The sequence below is a fragment of the Paenibacillus mesophilus genome (genome assembly GCF_005938385.1).
Taxonomy (GTDB): Bacteria; Bacillota; Bacilli; order Paenibacillales; family NBRC-103111; genus Paenibacillus_AB; species Paenibacillus_AB mesophilus.
In genome coordinates, this window is sequence record NZ_VCRA01000011.1 from 109,089 (window position 1) to 127,287 (window position 18,199).

The 18,199-nt window shown below is 53.4% G+C and carries 14 protein-coding genes; 12 read left to right on the forward strand and 2 right to left on the reverse strand.

Annotated features, from left to right (window positions below; all coding sequences use genetic code 11):
• The first annotated feature begins 59 nt into the window (after positions 1-59).
• From FE783_RS20375 to FE783_RS20400, 6 genes are all read left to right on the forward strand, one after another.
• Complete coding sequence (locus FE783_RS20375) at positions 60-293, forward strand: ferredoxin (RefSeq protein ID WP_138881235.1); 234 nt, start codon at positions 60-62, stop codon at positions 291-293.
• A 224-nt stretch (positions 294-517) separates the two neighbouring features.
• On the forward strand, positions 518-2,377 hold the full coding sequence (locus tag FE783_RS20380; RefSeq protein WP_138881236.1) for an adenylate/guanylate cyclase domain-containing protein: 1,860 nt from the start codon (positions 518-520) through the stop codon (positions 2,375-2,377).
• Positions 2,378-2,418: 41 nt separating this feature from the next.
• Entirely contained in the window at positions 2,419-6,180 is a 3,762-nt protein-coding gene (locus tag FE783_RS20385) for an Ig-like domain-containing protein (protein ID WP_158301930.1), read from the forward strand.
• Between the two features lie 5 nt (positions 6,181-6,185).
• The gene (locus FE783_RS20390) at positions 6,186-7,580 is read left to right on the forward strand and encodes a hypothetical protein (RefSeq protein ID WP_138881238.1); all 1,395 of its coding nucleotides are present in this window, start codon (positions 6,186-6,188) and stop codon (positions 7,578-7,580) included.
• Positions 7,581-7,604: 24 nt separating this feature from the next.
• Positions 7,605-9,215 (forward strand): stalk domain-containing protein, encoded by a 1,611-nt coding sequence (locus tag FE783_RS20395; RefSeq protein ID WP_138881239.1) that lies wholly within the window; start codon positions 7,605-7,607, stop codon positions 9,213-9,215.
• Positions 9,216-9,480: 265 nt separating this feature from the next.
• Positions 9,481-10,875: a L,D-transpeptidase gene (locus tag FE783_RS20400; RefSeq protein WP_420799755.1), complete on the forward strand. Its 1,395-nt coding sequence runs from the start codon at positions 9,481-9,483 to the stop codon at positions 10,873-10,875.
• A gap of 642 nt (positions 10,876-11,517) precedes the next feature.
• Here the strand turns inward: FE783_RS20400 and FE783_RS38685 are convergent.
• A complete protein-coding gene (locus FE783_RS38685) occupies positions 11,518-11,652 on the reverse strand; it encodes a hypothetical protein (protein ID WP_274381453.1) in 135 nt (44 codons plus the stop codon).
• A 179-nt stretch (positions 11,653-11,831) separates the two neighbouring features.
• Between FE783_RS38685 and FE783_RS20405 the strand changes: the two genes are divergently transcribed.
• The 3 genes from FE783_RS20405 (at position 11,832) to FE783_RS20415 (ending at position 14,279) form a co-directional block, all read left to right on the forward strand.
• Positions 11,832-12,932 carry a quinone-dependent dihydroorotate dehydrogenase gene (locus FE783_RS20405; RefSeq protein ID WP_138881241.1) on the forward strand — a complete coding sequence of 367 codons (1,101 nt, stop codon included), beginning with the start codon at positions 11,832-11,834 and terminating at the stop codon, positions 12,930-12,932.
• 22 nt (positions 12,933-12,954) lie between these two features.
• Positions 12,955-13,761, forward strand: a complete 807-nt coding sequence (yjbM, locus tag FE783_RS20410; RefSeq protein ID WP_138881242.1) for a GTP diphosphokinase — start codon at positions 12,955-12,957, stop codon at positions 13,759-13,761.
• Positions 13,762-13,865: 104 nt separating this feature from the next.
• The gene (locus FE783_RS20415) at positions 13,866-14,279 is read left to right on the forward strand and encodes a DUF309 domain-containing protein (RefSeq protein WP_202916221.1); all 414 of its coding nucleotides are present in this window, start codon (positions 13,866-13,868) and stop codon (positions 14,277-14,279) included.
• Between the two features lie 49 nt (positions 14,280-14,328).
• Here FE783_RS20415 and FE783_RS20420 read toward each other — a convergent pair whose 3' ends face one another.
• Positions 14,329-14,871 carry a thioredoxin family protein gene (locus FE783_RS20420; protein WP_138881243.1) on the reverse strand — a complete coding sequence of 181 codons (543 nt, stop codon included), beginning with the start codon at positions 14,869-14,871 and terminating at the stop codon, positions 14,329-14,331.
• 130 nt (positions 14,872-15,001) lie between these two features.
• On the opposite strand from FE783_RS20420, the gene FE783_RS20425 reads away from it, so the two are divergent.
• The 3 genes from FE783_RS20425 to FE783_RS20435 are packed head-to-tail and all read left to right on the forward strand — an operon-like array spanning position 15,002 to position 18,170.
• Positions 15,002-16,570: an RsmF rRNA methyltransferase first C-terminal domain-containing protein gene (locus tag FE783_RS20425; RefSeq protein WP_138881244.1), complete on the forward strand. Its 1,569-nt coding sequence runs from the start codon at positions 15,002-15,004 to the stop codon at positions 16,568-16,570.
• A 39-nt stretch (positions 16,571-16,609) separates the two neighbouring features.
• On the forward strand, positions 16,610-17,317 hold the full coding sequence (locus tag FE783_RS20430; protein WP_238403181.1) for a pseudouridine synthase: 708 nt from the start codon (positions 16,610-16,612) through the stop codon (positions 17,315-17,317).
• A 52-nt stretch (positions 17,318-17,369) separates the two neighbouring features.
• The gene (locus FE783_RS20435) at positions 17,370-18,170 is read left to right on the forward strand and encodes a Cof-type HAD-IIB family hydrolase (protein WP_138881245.1); all 801 of its coding nucleotides are present in this window, start codon (positions 17,370-17,372) and stop codon (positions 18,168-18,170) included.
• Positions 18,171-18,199 lie beyond the last annotated feature (29 nt).

Consider the following 18,199-nt stretch of genomic DNA (forward strand, 5'->3'; position numbering starts at 1 on the left):
TTTATAAGGTTTTGTATTATAGTGGACAATAGAGCTATTACATTGAGGAGGAATTATTCATGGCAAAGTACACCTGGGTAGATAAAGATACATGTATCGCATGCGGAGCGTGCGGCGCAACTGCCCCTGATATTTACGACTACGATGACGAAGGTCTCGCTGAAGTCATATACGAAGGCGACAATAACACCGGCGTAACGGAAATCCCAGAAGATTTGTACGATGATCTGCAAGACGCCTCCGACGGCTGCCCGACCGATTCGATCAAAATTGCCGACGCTCCGTTCAATTAAGAATAGATCGACAAAACGAACCTTTTCCGGCAGCGGGAAAGGTTTTTTTGTTGTTCTAGGATTTTGGGGGGATAAGAAATGTTAATTATTTCACGGTTGACAATTCTATCGTTGCTATAAATCGACATGCGGCATACAATAGATTCAGGGGTAGGGGAAAGTGTGTCTTTTTTGCGTTTTTCTAGTGTTTTCAGGACAAGAAAGTCCTGCAGGGGAGGAAACGGATGAGCAAAAAGAACTGGAAAACATCGGTCATCGCAGCTCTGGCCATCTTTTTATTCGCGGTACTTACATACACGACCGGGACGGGAGGAACGTTCCATTACATCGAGAACCCGCTGCGGGACGCGCTCGGAGCAAAGTTTGTATGGCAGCGCGAGCCGGATACGAAAATCAAGATCATCAAGATCGATTCCAAATCGCTCGACGCCATCGGTCAATTTCCATGGGACCGTTCCGTTTATGCGAAATTGATCGACAAGCTCGAACAAGGCAAAGTAAAGGCGGTCGGGCTGGACGTCATGATCCCCGAGCCGAGCAAAGATCCGAAGCAGGATCAAGCTTTGGCCGAAGTGATGGCCAAATACAAAAACGTAGTGCTTCCCGTCAATTTCAATTTCCCCGCGAAGCAGAAGGCAAACGATATGCTGGAGTACGACCGCATTGAAGTTCCTACCGCAGCAATCAACGCTCCGCAAAGCCAGCTTGCTCACGTTAACGTATTCTCAGACAATGATGACAAAGTAAGAAGGCTGATCGTCGGACTTCCCCAGAAGGACGGAAAGGTTATAGAGGCGTTTAGCGTCAAGCTTGCAAATTTCGCTCTGGGCGATTCCGAAAAAGTAAGATGGGACGAGAACGAACGGAAATGGTACCGCGGTTCAAAAGTCATCCCTGTCAACGGGAGAAATCAGGTCATCACGCAATATTACACTTCGCCGCGGCAAGAAAAAGATTTGTTGACAGGCTACGATTCGTTTTCATTCAGCGATGTGCTGAACGGCAAAATCGACGCGAACGTGTTCGAGAACGACATCGTGCTGATCGGTCCGTATACGACCGGCCTGCAGGATGAATATATGACGCCGATGAGCAATGCGATCAAAATGTTCGGGGTCGAAATCCATGCCAATATGGTTCAATCCATATTGGAGAACAAGTTTTGGAGCGAGCTTGAGAAGCCGTACGGAATCTTCATTCTCGCGCTAATCATTTTGCTCGGGGCGTATTTGTTCGAGCGCTACAAGGGAAAAACGTCTTTATTCCTTTTCCTGGGCTTGATGGTCTTTTATATGCTTGTTTTTGTCGTCGCCAACGAAGCCTTACATACTTATTTACCGATCTTCTATCCATTGCTGGCCATCATTCTGATGTACGTATGGTCCATTGTAAGCCATTACTTGGCGGAGCGCAGGGAGCGCAGCCGCGTTACGGGTATTTTCGGCCGTTTCGTGCCGAAGGCGGTCGTCGACCAAATGCTCGCTACTGGCGAGGAAGTGAAGCTGGGCGGCGAACGAATGGATATATCATTAATATTCGTAGACATCCGTGGTTTTACGACGCTTTCGGAGAAATTGGAGCCGGAGCAAGTTATTCAGTTTCTGAACGAGTATTTGGACGTCTGTACGAAAGCGATATTCAAATTCAACGGCACGCTCGACAAGTTTATCGGAGACGGCGTCATGGCCATATTCGGGGCTCCGATCCGGTTCGACAATCACGCCGAGATGGCCGTGCGCGCAGCGCTCGAGATGAAGAAGCAGACGGCGATGCTGGAAGCCCGTTTGATGGAGAAGCTCGGCTTTACCGTAAGATTCGGCGTCGGCATCAATTGCGGACCGGCTATCGTAGGCAACATCGGCTCGGAGGAGCTTCGTCTCGACTATACGGCAATCGGCGATACGGTCAATTTGACCGCCAGACTCGAATCCAACGCGAAGCCCGGACAAATATTGATCAGCGACAACATTTACGAGCGTGTCAGCCATTTGTTCGAGATCGAAAGCATGGGCGAGATCAAAGTAAAAGGGAAGGAATTGCCGGTAACGATCTACCAGGTTCACGCCGAGAAATCGGATTCATGATAGAAATAGAGATTCCAATTGTGCGAGGGAGAAATGGGAGAATGAAGAAGCGTTCCTTATTGTCATTAACGTTATGCCTGACGCTCCTGTTCAGCCTGATGTCGAATATGCTGGCCGGCGCCGCGTTTGCGAAGGAAAGCCGGGCGGCGATCGTCGTCAGCGTCAAGGGAGAAGTTATGGTAACGAAAGCCGGGGGTTCGGCGGAATACCGCGCTTTCGAAGAGATGAGCTTGAGCCAGGGCGACCATATCCGCACTCAGGACGGCTCGAGCATTGTTCTTCAAGTGGTCGATCAAGAGGATGAAGTGACGATCGGCCCCAATACCGAAATGTACATATCTTCGTTGATCGAATCCGACGAAGGAAGCAAGAAGTCGAAGCTGAAAATGTGGGCGGGATCGCTTTGGTTCAAAGTGAAAAAACTCGTGAACGCCGACGATGAATTCGAGCTCGAGACGCCTACAGCGGTTATGAGCGTACGCGGATCCAACGGGTATATCGAATCGATGTATGGCCAGCTTTTCGCGCTCATGACTTCCGGCGTATTGGAAACGACTCCGACGAGCGGCGACGGTTCATCCGGCTCGACCAACATAAGCCCGGGGCAGCAATACCAGCAGTCGGACGATCAATCGGGCGATCCGTCGGATAATGTTACTCCGCTCGATATTAAATCGTTTGTAGCGAACGCGACCCCCGAAATTATTTTAGCCCTGTTGCAATCGATCCAAGATATTCGGGAAGAAAACGAACAGTTTGTGCAGCAGTTGGGCGACGGATCGAAGCAGGTCGATTCGAGAACCGGTTTGAAGCTCGACACACCCGAGAAACAGCAGCAGTTCGGCAGCAACTTAACCAACTTGCTCGCCAATATCGCGAAGGAAGCGATGGATTCGAATAAGCTCCCGGCGAGTGAAATCAACGAGCTTATCTCGAAGGCGAATGAGAATACAACGGGCGAGCGGATCGACTTGAACAATGTGAAACCGTTCGATACGTCCGTCGGTCTTGATCCGGATGTACAGAAGGCGAAGCAGGAGCAAATGCAGAAGCAGCAGGAAAGCCGGGATGCCGCGAAAGAACGGGATAAGCAAGAGCAGCAAGACAAAGCGAGTCAAAACCCGGGACTTGCCGATCGGTTGGCATCAGAGCGTGAGCGGCAAGAACAAGGCAACAACAACGCGCGGACCGAAGAACAGCAGCGAACGAATCAAACGTTCCAAGAACAGCAGCAGCAAACCAACACCGGCAACACCGGAGGCAATACGACGACACCGGGCGGCGGAAGCAATACCGGTACGGGCGGATCGACCGGAGGCGGCAACGATGGCGGCATAGGCGGCGGCGGTGGCGGCGGAGGAGAGGAAACGGACACGACACCTCCGTCACTCGTAGTCGCACATCCGACAGTTGATCTTACGGTAAACTCGGCTTCGCAAGACATTTCCGTATACGCCGAGCAGAACGCTTCCGTCAAATTATTTAAAGATGGTGCGACAACACCGATCGAAACGAAAACGGGTCTGGGCGCAAGTACGCTGGTTACCTTTACGGTTACCCTCGTCGAAGGTGCCAATACGTTCACCGTGACGGCGACGGACGCCGCAGGCAATGCCACTACGAGATCGGTGAAATTCCAGCTGGATACCGTGAGCCCGTCGCTTACGATCAGCTCTCCGGCGAACGAAGTAACGGTTGTAAACACGAAGCCGCAAAGCATCGTGCTGCAAGCCGAGCAAGGCGCGCTGGTAAGCTTGTTTAAAGGGGAGGCGGTTACGCCGGTTGAAACGGCAACAGGCCTTGGAGCGACGAACATCACCTTTACCTTGAACGACTTGGCCGAAGGCGAGAACAGCTACAAGGTGACGGCAACGGACGCCGCCGGCAACGTGACGGCGAGAAGCTTGAAATATGTATTGAATACGTCGGCACCGTCGCTTGCGATCAAGCATCCGACCAAAGAAATGAATGTAGTTCGCACGAAACCTCAAACGATCGAGGTAGAAGTCGCACAAGGGATCACGGTAAGCTTGTATAAAGACGACTCCGCAACACCTTTGGACACGAAGCAGGGCAGCGGAACGTCCAACGTCGTATTCACGATCGCCGATCTTGCGGAAGGAACGAATACGTTCAAAGTAACGGCCCAAAATACGGCGGGCAATACGGCGTCTCTGACCGTGAAGTACGTGTTGGATACGCTCGCGCCTGCTCTCGAAGTGAGTCATCCGGCAAACGAAGTAACCTATGTAAACAGCAATCAGCAAACGATCGTCGTGCAGGCCGAAGAAGGCTCCGTCGTGAAACTGTTTAAAGGAACATCCGCCGTCCCGGTCGAGACGACGACGGGCAAAGGCGCAACCGGTATTACTTTCACGTTGAACGATCTGATTGAAGGAACGAATATGTACAACATTACCGCTACAGACGAGGCAGGCAATGAAACGACCAAGCATGTGGCGTATGTATTGATGACGGGAGGGCCGTCGCTTGCGATCGTTCATCCTTTCTCGACCGAATCGGATAAGACGTTCTACACCAGCGTGAGCACGGAGAAGATAAGAGCACAAGTGGCTCAAGGAATTACTGTGAGGCTCTATAAGGGCGCGGATCTGAATCCTATCGACACAAAGACGGGCAATGTTTCGGAGCCGGTCGAGTTCATGAACTTGGGTCTTACGGAGGGGCTGAATACTTACAGAGTTACAGCGACTGACGGCCTCGGGAACGTATCGGAGAAAACGGTGAAGTACTATTTGGATACGGCGGCACCGGCATTGCAAATAAGTCCTAGCGGATCCATCCAGGTAAATTCCAAGCAACAGAGTATCGTTGTTCAGGCGGAGACTGGCGCAGCCGTAAGCTTGTATAGAAGCGGTTCTATGACAAGTCCGCTCGCGTCCGCTACCGGTCAGGGAATGGCAACCAGTATCACGTTCACGTTGAATGATTTGGTGGAAGGAATTAACAATTACGTCGTAACGGCAATGGATGCAGCTTTCAATATATCTTCGCATCCGATCACGTTCGAAGTTGATACTATTGCACCGGCCGTTCCGACTGTGACGGCACCGGCAAGCGGCCCGACGAATATGAAAAAACCGACGTTTAAAGGAACGGCGGAACCGGGCTGCCTTATATCGATTACGTTGGACGGCGGCACTTCTTCGCCGATCACCACCTATACTAACGCCTCCGGCGAATGGAGCTTTACATCGCCGTTCGACTTCAATTTGGGCAATCATACTTTGACGGTGAAAGCTACTGATGCTGCGGGCAACACTAGTCCGGCTTCGAGTCAGATTGGTTTTGAGATCGTGCTTCCGCAAGTGAGTTTGGTAGTATCTTCGGACAGTGTAGAATATGGTCATGATTTTCAAGTCGAGTTCCGGTTGAACAAGTTTATCGATAAGACGTTCTATGCAATTGAAGTTCAGCTGGAGTATGACAACATGAGCACAATTGGTGACATAGTTAATCCTGAAGAGTTCATTTTCGATTCGACGAACAGCGTTTCCTCAAGCTCGCAAATAGGAGAAGGGCCTTACACCTTCACTTATGTGGCAACGAAATATTCGGATTCAGCCGATACTACTAATTTGGATCCGATCCTTTCAAATACTGCACTCTTTAGGCTTTTCATGACGACTGAAGGTTCCGGAGAGGCGACAGTCAGAATCAAACGCGTGATAATTGTCGACAAGGCTGCCCAAATAGTTGCTAGCTACGATAACGATATTGCCGGCTCTCTTGAACTTATTGATTCGAATAAAACAATTCCGATTATTGGCGGCGGGGTATAACAGCCATGAATGTTATGAGAATTTTCAGATCACAATTGTTAAGCTTACTGATGCTGACCGTGGGGCTTACGCTCCTGGTCGGCATCAGTAAAGCAACAAACGTTCAGGCTTCGGGTTCGGGCTGTACCCCTCCTGTTACAGCTTCCGTTTATATCTCCGTCTACGGAATTGGCGACAACCCCGGTTCCGTTACTTGTGTAGCCGGTAGCTCCGTGGTAATAAGCAGTGTATATGCCAAATATGATATAACTTTGCACGTATCGGGTAACGAAGGTAAACCGGCTATCATCGTACAAGGCGGCAAAGTAAATATAAGCTCGGCTGACGTTTCGAGTGGAACTGTTACGTTCAGTAATGTGGAATATTTAAATGGGAGCGAGCTTCGTTTTGCGCTAGTGCCGGATAGAGAATGGAGAGGAATGTTCTACAAGCGGTCAGATGAAATCCTGTTTCAGGAAGGCGATTACGGAGACTTAGAATTTGCCGTTCCCTCAGCATCGCAGTTTGATTTCTACGTATATAGAAGTGGATTCGATGACATTAAATTGGTTGGCCCCGATAAAACAGTGTTGGGAAGTTCGGCAATTGTGGAACAACGTGCTTTTGTCCCGAATGTTCCAATTGCAGCCGGCAGCCGGATATACGCATTACTAAGCGACGGCGGTAAAATAGAAGAAGTGAATATGGTCGGCGTAAAACCCTTGGCCGATCCAGAGACATTCAAAGTCATTTCCAATGCCGGCACTTTGCAGTACCGAACGAATAACGCCTCCATAATGCAGGCATTTCCGAGTGATTTTTCGAATGTCTACGTATTAGATCAACCTGCCGATAATGTTTTGGTTTATTACGGGGATTCCCTTAATTACCCTCTAGTTAACGTGACGAATGGGGTAGATGAAAGAATAGTAACCGTGTATGATTATTATAATACGACGGTTATCGATCCGGAGCTGTATTATACGCTGACCTTGAAAGCTGTAGATGGAACTCCGATACTTACGAATCGACTTTTGTACGCATTTGAGCCACCTGAAATGGAAGGTCCTCCTTTAACTCCTCTAACGACGCATATGTCGGATAGTTTGGGCAGAGTGACGTTTCTTGGGGGAATGCAAACGAACGTGTTCGCGATTCCTTTCGACCTAGAATGGAATCCGGGGGAACCGCTTCCGTCCGATCTAGTATGGACAGGTGATGTCTTCTTCCCGAACCCGGGAGTACACAATCAAGCGGAACTACCCGTTCTGCCTTTATTTCGACCGGGGGCGGGTGGAACGGGTTCCTCCGTATTCGGACTTCAGGATTTAGTGTGGATCGCGACGCATGGACACGTAATGAGAGATGCGGAGTTATTTCCTGAGGAACTAAAATTTTTCTTGGAACTGCTCGTTCCGTAAAAGTAATCAGCAAAGGAGAAGCCGATGAAAAAAACAATGAAACTAATAGCCGCGCCGCTGCTTGCCGCCACGCTGATCCTGAGCGGCACGACCGCCTTCGGGGCCGGTATCGACAAAGCGGTAGTCGGCGGAGAAGGTCAGATCCTGTCGCAAGTGTCGACGACGGCAGGCAAGGGCGATCTGGGCGAAACGAACGGGAAGGCGGCGGACTCGACGTTCCGCGCCCCATGGAGCCTGCTGCCGCTTCCCGACGGCTCGGTCCTGATTGCCGACGCTCGGAGCCATTTGATCCGTAAATTGTCGGGCACGGATGTCACTACATTCGCCGGCATTACGATCAGCAAGGACGCTTACAATTATCCGATCGGCGGATTGCTGGACGGCACATCCAAAACATCCGTCTTCCAGCAGCCGAAAGGGCTCGCCGCCGACGCCAAAGGCAACATCTACGTCGCCGACGAGAAGAATCATGCGATTCGTAAAATCGATGCGAACGGAAATGTAACAACTTTTGCAGGGAACGGCGTATTCGGCAGCAAAGACGGCAAAGGAAAAGAAGCTTCCTTCAAGCAGCCCCAAGACGTTGCGGTTGCTGCCGACGGAACCGTATACGTAGCCGATACGCTGAATCATACGATCCGTAAAATTACCGCGGACGGGACCGTCACGACGTTGAACGCACCTTCCAAGAGGGTTGTGGAAGTCGTACCCGGCCAGCTTGTTCCGGCGGGCGATTACGCGGACGGCGCCTTGGCATCGGCGAAGTTCAACGAGCCGTCCGGCCTTGTCATCGACGGCAAAGGCAACCTGTATGTGAGCGATTCCGGCAATCAGAGCATCCGGTATATCGATTTGGCCGCCGGCACGGTTACGACCGTAGCGGGCAGCAATACCGTGAAATATGCGAAATCCGAGCTGTATGTTTCGGGGGATTATGCCGACGGCGCCGCCGCCCAGGCCAAGTTCAGCTTCCCGAGAGGGCTGGCGCTTGCGCCTGACGGCGGTCTGCTGATCGCGGACAGCTTGAATCATTCAATCCGTTATTTGAAGGACGGCACGGTCAAGACGATAGCCGGGGAGAAAAATACGTACGAGGGCAGCGCAGACGGGACGGAACGCAATGCGGAGCTGCATCATCCTTCGGACGTAGCGGTACTCGGGGACGGCAGTCTGCTTGTGGCGGATGCATACAATAACAAAATCCGTAAAATCGCATTTTATGAGCTTCCGGCGGGCATTACGGCGGATGGCAACGTAAAAGTTGTATACGGCGGTAAAAAAATCGATTTTGACGCCCAGCCGGAAATCAGCAACGGCCGCACGATGGTGCCGGTGCGGATCATTACCGAAGCACTGGGCTTCGAAGTCAAGTTCGACGAGAACCCGCAGACGACTGAACGGACTGTCGATCTGAGCAAAAACGGGACGACGATCCGTTTAACGATCGATAAGGCCGAAGTGAAGAAGATCGTGAACAATGGTGCGGCCACGACAAAAGCGATCGATGCTTCCCCTTACATCAAAGAAGACCGCACTTATGTGCCGGTCCGCTTCTTCGCCGAGGAGCTCGGGTTGGACGTGCAATGGGAAAATGCGACGCGTACGGTCATACTGCGCGATAAGCTGACGAAGTAGAGCAGCATACAGCCGAAAGAAGCCTGTCCCGTTTCGACAGGCTTCTTTCTTTTTTTTGTCTGATGGATGAGGTGTTCCGTCCGAAGCACCATTTTCGCATGATCCCTTCAAAACGCCGAGGAAGCGGCCGATATAAAAGTAGTAAATGTTGGAAGGCCGTCGATCGGCCGATGTTCCTGCGAAGAAAAGGGGGATGCGGGTGGATAAACAACCGGAAGATCCTCAATATTTGAAAGACTATATTAAAGAGCACCCGACGAACAAAATGGCTTGGTATTTATTAGGCCGGCAATATGCGGCAAAAGGCGAAACCGGCAAAGCCAATTACTGCTTCGCTCAAGCGGGCGAGGTGTACCGGGCGTTCGAGGAAGGAACCGTATTCGGAGCGCCGGACGAGAAGGAGAAAGAGCAGGAGGCTTCGGATGACAAAACGAACGCAAAAGGACGGGAAACCCGCAAGCCGGGAAAATGGAAAACCGCCTTACTTGTCCTGCTCTTGCTGCTCGGCAGCCATATTCCGTATCAGCCCGATCGTCTGAAGAGCTCTGCCGCTGAAGCCGCCGAGGCAAGCGGGACGAACGGCGGTACCGCTGCCCCTAGGTCCGATGCGGCAACCGCGTCCTCAGCCGCTTCAGGCAGCTTGGATGTCGTCTATGCCGTGTCCGGCGATTCGGCGGCGAATCGGACGAACCAGATCGGGGAAATGCTGCGACGCTTTCAAGACAAATCGCTGATTCGAGCCGAGACGCTGCTGCTTGCCGAGCCGGAGTGGATCAAGGAACGGAAATGGCTGCTGTGGCCCGTCCCCGCCAAGCCGATCGTGACGGTTCAACATTCGGACACGGCGGCGGGAACGCATCTTACGTATTACGATGCGAAAACTTGCCAATGCGAGCCCGCTAACCGTGCCGTACCCGCGGCCAAATATGCCGAATGGCAAAACGAGCAGCTGCAGCAGCTGATCGTCCGGACCGCAATATCGACCTTCGAAGCGGCGAACGGAAAAACGCCCGACAAAATCGAGCAGATGGTCCGCAGCTATCCGGACAATTGGATGGCCGGTTATACACCCGCGATGAAAGCTTATTTCGACCGCTACCTTGCGGAACGACAAGGAGGACGTGCCGCTGCGGGAGGCGAGCAGCCCGCATCCGCTCCTTCCGGCGCTGCACAGGCAGGCAATGCTTCACTATTACCGGCGGCGGAAGCGCTGCAGCAGCCGCTTCGCATTCTGGTAGACAAAACGACCCATACGCTGGCGCTGGTGAGCGGAAACGTGCTGCTGCGCAGTTACCCGGTGGGGCTGGGGGGAGAGCGGACCCCGGAGGGCGAGTTTACGATTACGGAGAAAGTTCGTAACCCGAACGGCCGCGATAACGGAACGTTCGGCAGCCGGGGAATGACGCTGTCCGATACGCTGTATGCGATTCACGGCACGAATCAGCCTTCCAGCATCGGCAAGGACAAATCGCTCGGCTGCATCCGCATGCTGAAGCCGGATGTCGAGGAGCTGTTCGACATCGTGCCGAAAGGAACGAAAGTGGTCATCGGGCAAAATTTGCTGATCCCGGCTGAAACGTACCGCTCCGATGCGCCTTTGCGGGTACCTTCCTCAACGGACGAGACGAACCCGAACAAAACGTACAAATGGTTGGACTAAAGCATGGCAAATAGTCCCGTAGACGAGAAGAGGATCGTCGCAGGGATTCGGGCACGACCAATGAGACGAGGAGCGTTCGCGGAGCAACCCGTTCGACTGTCCGGTCGGATAGGACGGATTGCTCTGTGGGCGCTTTTTGTGCACATATTAGAATCTTTAAGTTCTTCACCGTACTAAAGCGGAATATACCTTTACGTGTCACACTCTTCAGGTGAAAGCTTTATGGAGAGAGAAAGAGACGGAACTTTCATTTCCTTAATCGGTTCAGAAAGAGAGTAAGCAGGAATAAGCGTTTGGGGCATGGGCTTTTGAAGTAGAAGTCATTTCGCAGAAGCTCCGAGAGGGAATGGGTATTGAAGCGGAAAGTTTGGGTGTGAATTTGGCATGGACCTCGCCAAAATCACACTCAGGCCGCCTTTGAAGTCGTGTTGTTACCGCCAAGTCTAATCAAGACAACACGACTTCAACAGCGGTTGGAGCTCGATGCCCATTCCCTCCCAACGCGCTAACGTATGGGTACGCACACCAATGGACCGTCCGGGAACCGGACAGTTTTTCTTATTGTGGATAACGGTGGTTCCCCCAGAAGTAACAGGAATAAGCTACGAAGCAGATCTTCACTTCTGGGGGTTTTGTTCAAATTCAGGGGTTCCAGATGAGAAGGACGATCATCAGCAGCACGATCGCGCCGATAATGGAGCCGACCCATATGACCGCTTTCTTGTTAACCGTATCCTTCCGCCTGCGCTGCATGTAGCTCGGTTTCCGGTTCGCCATAGGACAATCAACCTTCCTCCCGATAATACTTTTTCAGAATATTATAACAAATCGCCCAGACTAATGAAAGGGTTTGCAAAGCGGTCCATATAGCGAATGCCGAAACTCGGCACTTTCTTTTTCCCTCAGAAACGGATAAACTGATCGATAGAGTCTACGACAGAACGGAGTGTACTTCCATGCTTTACCGTAACGTGGCAAAACCCGTATTGTTTCAGATGGACCCGGAGAAAGCTCATCACGTCACGGTGGACGGGCTCGGGGCGGCGAGCAGGGTGCCGGGCATGACCGCACTACTGAACTCGCTATGGGGGGTGACGAGCCGTCCGGAGACGACGGTATCTTTGTGCGGGCTGACGTTTCCGAATCCGGTCGGCTTGGCCGCCGGGCTCGACAAAAACGCCAAAGCGGTGCGCGGCTTCTCTTCGATCGGCTTTGGCTTCATGGAAGTCGGCACGGTAACTCCGCGACCGCAGACGGGCAACGACAAACCGAGATTGTTCCGCCTTCCATCCGACGAGGCGCTGATCAACCGGATGGGCTTCAATAATGTGGGTACGGAGACGATGGCCGTCCATTTGCGGCAGGCCGGCCCGCAGCGCATCCCGATAGCGGTCAATATCGGCAAAAATAAAGATACGCCGAACGACCGGGCGGAAGAAGATTACCGAATCTGCATCCGAAGGCTGTACCCTTTCGGCGACTTTTTCGTCGTGAACATCAGCTCCCCGAACACGCCCGGACTTCGCAATCTGCAGCATGGCGCCGAGCTGCAAAGCCTGGTAGCCGCTGTAAAGGACGAGGTGGAGAAGCAAAGCGCGGCGATGAAGCTGCCTATCAAGCCGGTATTCGTGAAGATCGCACCGGACGTTACCGGCAAAGAGCTCGATTATATGGTCGAGACGCTTGCGGCGAGCGGCGTATCCGGCGTGATCGCGACCAATACGACGATTGGCCGCGAAGGGCTCAGCCACTCCAATGCGAAGGAGACCGGAGGGCTTAGCGGCAAGCCGTTGACGGCCCGTTCGACGGAAGTAATCCGCAGCGTATACCGGCTGACCGGCGGGAAACTGCCGATCATAGGCTCGGGGGGTATTTTTACCCCACAAGACGCATATGAAAAAATACGGGCGGGCGCCAGTCTCGTTGAAGTGTATACGGCGCTTATCTATAAAGGGCCCGGCTTGCTGCGCGAATTGAACGAAGGTCTTCTCGGCTTGCTCGAGCGCGACGGATTTACGCATATTTCCGAAGCGGTCGGCGCAGACGCGAAACGATGACAACGGTTCGGGAGGCGTGCGTATGGACAGCAGGGATTGGAAAAAGTTTTTGATTCCATACGATCAGGCGGTCGAGGAGCTGAAGGTGAAGTTCAAGACGCTCCGGACGGAGATGAAAGCCCGGGAAGAATATGCTCCGATCGAATTTGTGACGGGAAGAGTGAAGCGCATCTCGAGCATATTGGAGAAGGCGAAGCGGCTTCAAGTTCCGATGGACCGGCTCGAGCAAGGAATCGAAGATATCGCGGGCATCCGTATCATGTGCCAATTCATCCAGGACATCCGGACTTTGTCGGAGCTGATCCGGCAGCGGAAGGACATGTCGGTTGTCTACGAGAAAGATTATATTACGAATTATAAAGAGAGCGGCTACCGCAGCTACCACATCATCGTGGAATACCCTGTACAGACATCGCTCGGGCTGAAGACGGTGCTGGCCGAAGTGCAGATCCGTACACTGGCCATGAATTTCTGGGCCACGATCGAGCATTCCCTCAGCTACAAGCATCGGGAAAGGCTGCCGGAGGACGTCAAAAACCGGCTGCAAAGAGCGGCTGAAGCCGCCAATGCGCTCGATCAGGAAATGTCCAGCATCCGCGACGAGATTATGGACGCGCAGAAGCTGTTCGAGGACAATTCGAACTTGGTTTCGAAGGTGCTGGGCCACATTCAAGACTTGTATTACTACCATCGCGTACGGGAAGCGGCCAATTTCCAGCTGAAATTCAACGAGCTATGGGAAACGGAAGAAATTATGGGAATGCGCGCTTTGGCGGTTCAGGTGGAGGAAGCGGTGCTTCGGGCCAAAAAAACGGATTCGTCGTTGTAGCCCGGCAACCACTTTAAACGAACAGTACCGTATTGTGATGTTCAAGCCCCTCTTCCGGCCCCGTCCGGAAGCTGCGGGCTCATTTTGTTCATGGAGGCGCGGGGATGATCGCATACGATATGCTGTACGTGGAGTTTTTGTATTACTTCAATGTGGAACGGGATTATTTCGAATGCCACGAGGTGATGGAGGAGCTATGGATGGAGGAGGGGCGCAATCCGCTTCATCAAGGACTGCTTCAGGTCGCGGTAGCGTTGTACCACCATCGCAACGGCAACGTGGGAGGAGCGATCAAGCTGTTCTCCCAAGGGATCGAGAAGCTGGAATTTTACCCGAAGATTACGCTCGGCATCGATCTCGGCAAGCTGATCGCGGACTCGGAATCTTATTTGGACAAGCTGCTCGCGATCGAGGAGGAGCCTTTCGAATTTTACGATCTCGATATCGCGATCGTCCACAGCGAGCTGACCGCGATGGTCGAGGAGCTGAAGGAGTTTCCCCCGGTGAAAGGATCGTAAAAGCAAAAAGCGGCGGTCCCGATCCGGGATCTCGCCGCTGCCGCTGCCGTTATTTCTTCTTGGCATCCTCGAAAAACTTCTTGAAGTCGTCGGCCGAATAGCCCGGTTGGCCGTTGGAGCTGATGCCGCCTTCCATGCGAAGAACTTCCTTGCCGCCTTTGTAATAGACGATCGTAGGCGTGGCGGTAATTTTGAACTCGTTCCAGCCGGCTTCGTACTCCCATAGGTTAAGCTGCTTGAGATCGACTCCGGCCGTTTTGGCGATCGGGTTCAGCACGGGAGTAGTGACGATGCAATGAGGGCAAGTCGTCTGGAAATAGTAGACGAACATATCCTTTTTTGCGCTCAGATCGTTTTTCAGATCGGCCGGCTTGATGATGTTCTGGTAATTCGCGTCGTTCAGCTGCGCCAGCGTCTCCGGCTTCAGCTTGGCGGCGTCGACTCCGTACAGCTGCTTCGACTTCTCGTTCGTCGCCGCATCGATTTTGCTTGCGCGGGCTTCTTCCTTGGTCTTTTCGCTTTGATGATTTACAATGAAAAGAAGGACGAAAAGTCCGACGATAATCCCTAAATAAATCAACAACTTCTTCACGATTTCACCCCGGTTAATAGTTTGAAATAACTTATTCTACCCGTCCCCCTTCGTTTCCTCCCGGAGGCGGATGGGAATTGTTGATCATTTTTTGAACTGAACGTTTGATAAGAGCGGAGCGCAGCATACGATGGCCAAATTGCCCGACCTATTTTTGAAAAAGATGGAGCAGCTGCTTCAAGACGAATATCCCGCTTTTCTAAGTTCATACGAGCAATCGCGGCTGCAAGGGATCCGGGTGAACGGGTTGAAAATGGAAGCGGAACGGTTCCCGGGACTGTCGCCGTTCCCGCTGTCACAGGTTCCGTGGGTGCGCGAAGGCTTCTATATCCCGGAGACCGAGCGGCCCGGGAAACATCCGTATTACCATGCGGGCTTGTATTACGTGCAGGAGCCCAGCGCGATGGCCCCCGTCGAGCTGCTCGACGTACGCCCCGGCGACAAAGTGTTGGACCTATGCGCCGCTCCGGGCGGCAAAACTACGCAAATTGCGTCCAAGCTGCAAGGACGAGGGCTGCTGGTAACGAACGACAACCAACCGGACCGGGTCAAGGCGCTCGTCAAAAACGTAGAGCTTTACGGCGTAACGAATGCTATCGTATTGAACGAGACGCCGGAGAGGCTCGCTCCCGTATTGCCGGATTACTTCGATAAAATATTGGTCGATGCTCCTTGCTCGGGAGAAGGGATGTTTCGCAAAGACGACAGTATGGCGAAAGGGTGGGACGGACTTTCGCCGCTTCGTTATGCAGCCATGCAGCGCCATATTTTGGCGAAGGCCGCGGACATGCTGAAGCCCGGGGGACGGATCGTTTACTCGACCTGTACGTTTTCCCCCGAAGAAAACGAGCGGATTATAGCCGATTTTGCCGCCGAACATCCCGGGTTTCGGGTTGTGCCGATTCCGGCGGAGCACGGCTTTGAGCATGGACGTCCGGATTGGACAGGTTCTGGCCGTTGCGAGGACGGGCATTGTCAAGAGACAGCGGGAACTGTCAGGCTCTGGCCTCATCGGCTGAAGGGCGAGGGGCATTTCGCCGCCGTACTGGAACGTACAGGCGTTCGGATCGGTCCCGAATCGGTAAATGTGTCGGCGCAGCCGGTGAATCGATCCGAGTCCCGCATGCCGGAAGGCCGAATGAAGCGGACATTCGGGGAGAAAGAGGGCCGGATGGCGGGTAAGCACGGCGCTAAAGGAAAAGGCATGAACGGGGAGCGAGGCGGAACGTCCCGGCTTGAAAGCGGATCGTCTGCGGACGGGAGCGAGCTGCTCCGTTTGTTTGCCGAAGCGAATCTAACCGCCGGATTATCCGGCAAAGTCAAGCTGCATCGCGATTACGTATATATTTCTCCCGAGGAAGCGCCGGACCTGGACGGGCTGAAGGTCGTCCGTCCGGGCTGGTTCGCAGGGACTGTGAAGGGAGGACGATTCGAGCCATCGCACGCGCTGGCTATGGGGCTGAAGCGCGGCGCCGATGCCGTACGCTCGATCTCCTTCGAGTCCGGCGACCTCGACGCCGTCCGCTATTTGAAGGGCGAGACGCTGCAGCTTTCCGAGGAACGGCTTTGCCTGAATCGTCCGGGAATGCCCGCCAAAGGCTACTGTCTCGTCTGTGTCGACGGTTATCCGCTCGGATGGGGCAAATGGATGGACGGTATGCTGAAGAACGAATATCCGCCGGGATGGAGGTGGTCCTGATTGGGCAAAAAACAACGGGTCGATAAAATATTGGCGCATATGGGGTACGGCACGCGAAGCGAAATCAAGCGTTTGGTCAAGCAGGGCGCGGTGGAGGTCGGAGGAAAGACGGTCAAGGACAGCGGGCAGCAGGTCGATCCCGAGCTGGAGACGATCACGGTCGACGGCGAACGGGTCAAGTTCCGCGAATTCGTCTATCTGATGCTGAACAAGCCGCCGGGCGTCGTCTCGGCTACGGAAGATACGCGCGACCGGACGGTGGTCGATTTGCTCGCGGATGAATATATGACGTTCGAGCCTTTTCCCGTCGGACGGCTCGATAAAGATACGGAAGGGCTGCTGCTGCTGACGAACGACGGCAAGCTGGCGCACAATTTGCTCTCCCCGCGCAAGCATGTGCCGAAGACGTATTTCGCCGAAGTCGAGGGCAAGGTCGACGGAACGGATACCGCCGCGTTCGAGAAAGGCGTGGAGCTCGACGACGGTTATGTCACGATGCCGGCCAAGCTTGTCATTCTGAAGGAAGGCGATCCGGCCGAAGGACGCGTATCCAAGATCGAGCTGACGATTATGGAAGGCAAGTTCCATCAAGTGAAGCGGATGTTTCAGGCGGTCGGCAAAAAGGTCGTCTACTTGAAGCGGATCGCGATGGGCCCGCTGCTGCTGGACGAACATTTATCCGTAGGACAATACCGCGAGCTGACGGAGGACGAGCTGGAGCAGCTGAGGGGACACAACGGCAAATAACGAGGCCGGCTGCGGAGAGACAACCGCGTTGGATGGGGGATGACCTGGGACGATGAACTATAAGCTAATTGCGCTTGATGTGGACGGCACCTTGTTGAACGATCGGTACGAGCTAACAGAGGCGACGAAGCGAACGGTCCGGGACGTGTACGAAGCTGGGGCTACAATCGTGCTGTGTACGGGACGATCTCCGGTGAATACGCTGCCGCTGATGGAGGAGCTCGGGCTGGAGGGAACGCTGATTACGCACAACGGAGCGGCTACCGTTCGCTCGACCGACAAGCGGATCGTACACCAATTTCCGTTCGCAGTCGATCAGCTGTGCGATCTCGTGCAATATTGCCGGGAGCGTCGGGTGCATCTGGACGTGTGCACGCCGTTTCATTTGTACGTCGAAGGGGAATTGGGCGAAGCGGAAGCATCGATGTACCGCAAATTTATGCTGGAGCCGATACGGATGGACGATGTTCTTGCGCTCGGCGAAGCGCCTGTCAAATTTACCGTATTCGGCGATAAACAAACAATGAACCGCGTGGAGGAAGATTGGCGGAATATGCGGCTGCCGTTGACCGTGCTGCGCAGCGGGGATTATTTTATAGACATCATGCACCCGGAAGCGACGAAAGGGAACGCACTGAGACGGTTGGCCGATTCGCTCGGAATCGAACGTTCGCAGGTGATGGCCATCGGCAATTATTTCAACGATACGGAGATGATCCGGTTTGCCGGTCTCGGGATCGCCATGGATAACTCGCCCGAAGAAGTGAAGCGGGAAGCCGATGCCGTGACGGCATCCAACAATGAGGACGGGGTTCATCTGGCGCTGCGGCGGTATTGTTTGGGGGATAGATGAGAAAAAGGGATTGGCGCCATAGATGCGCC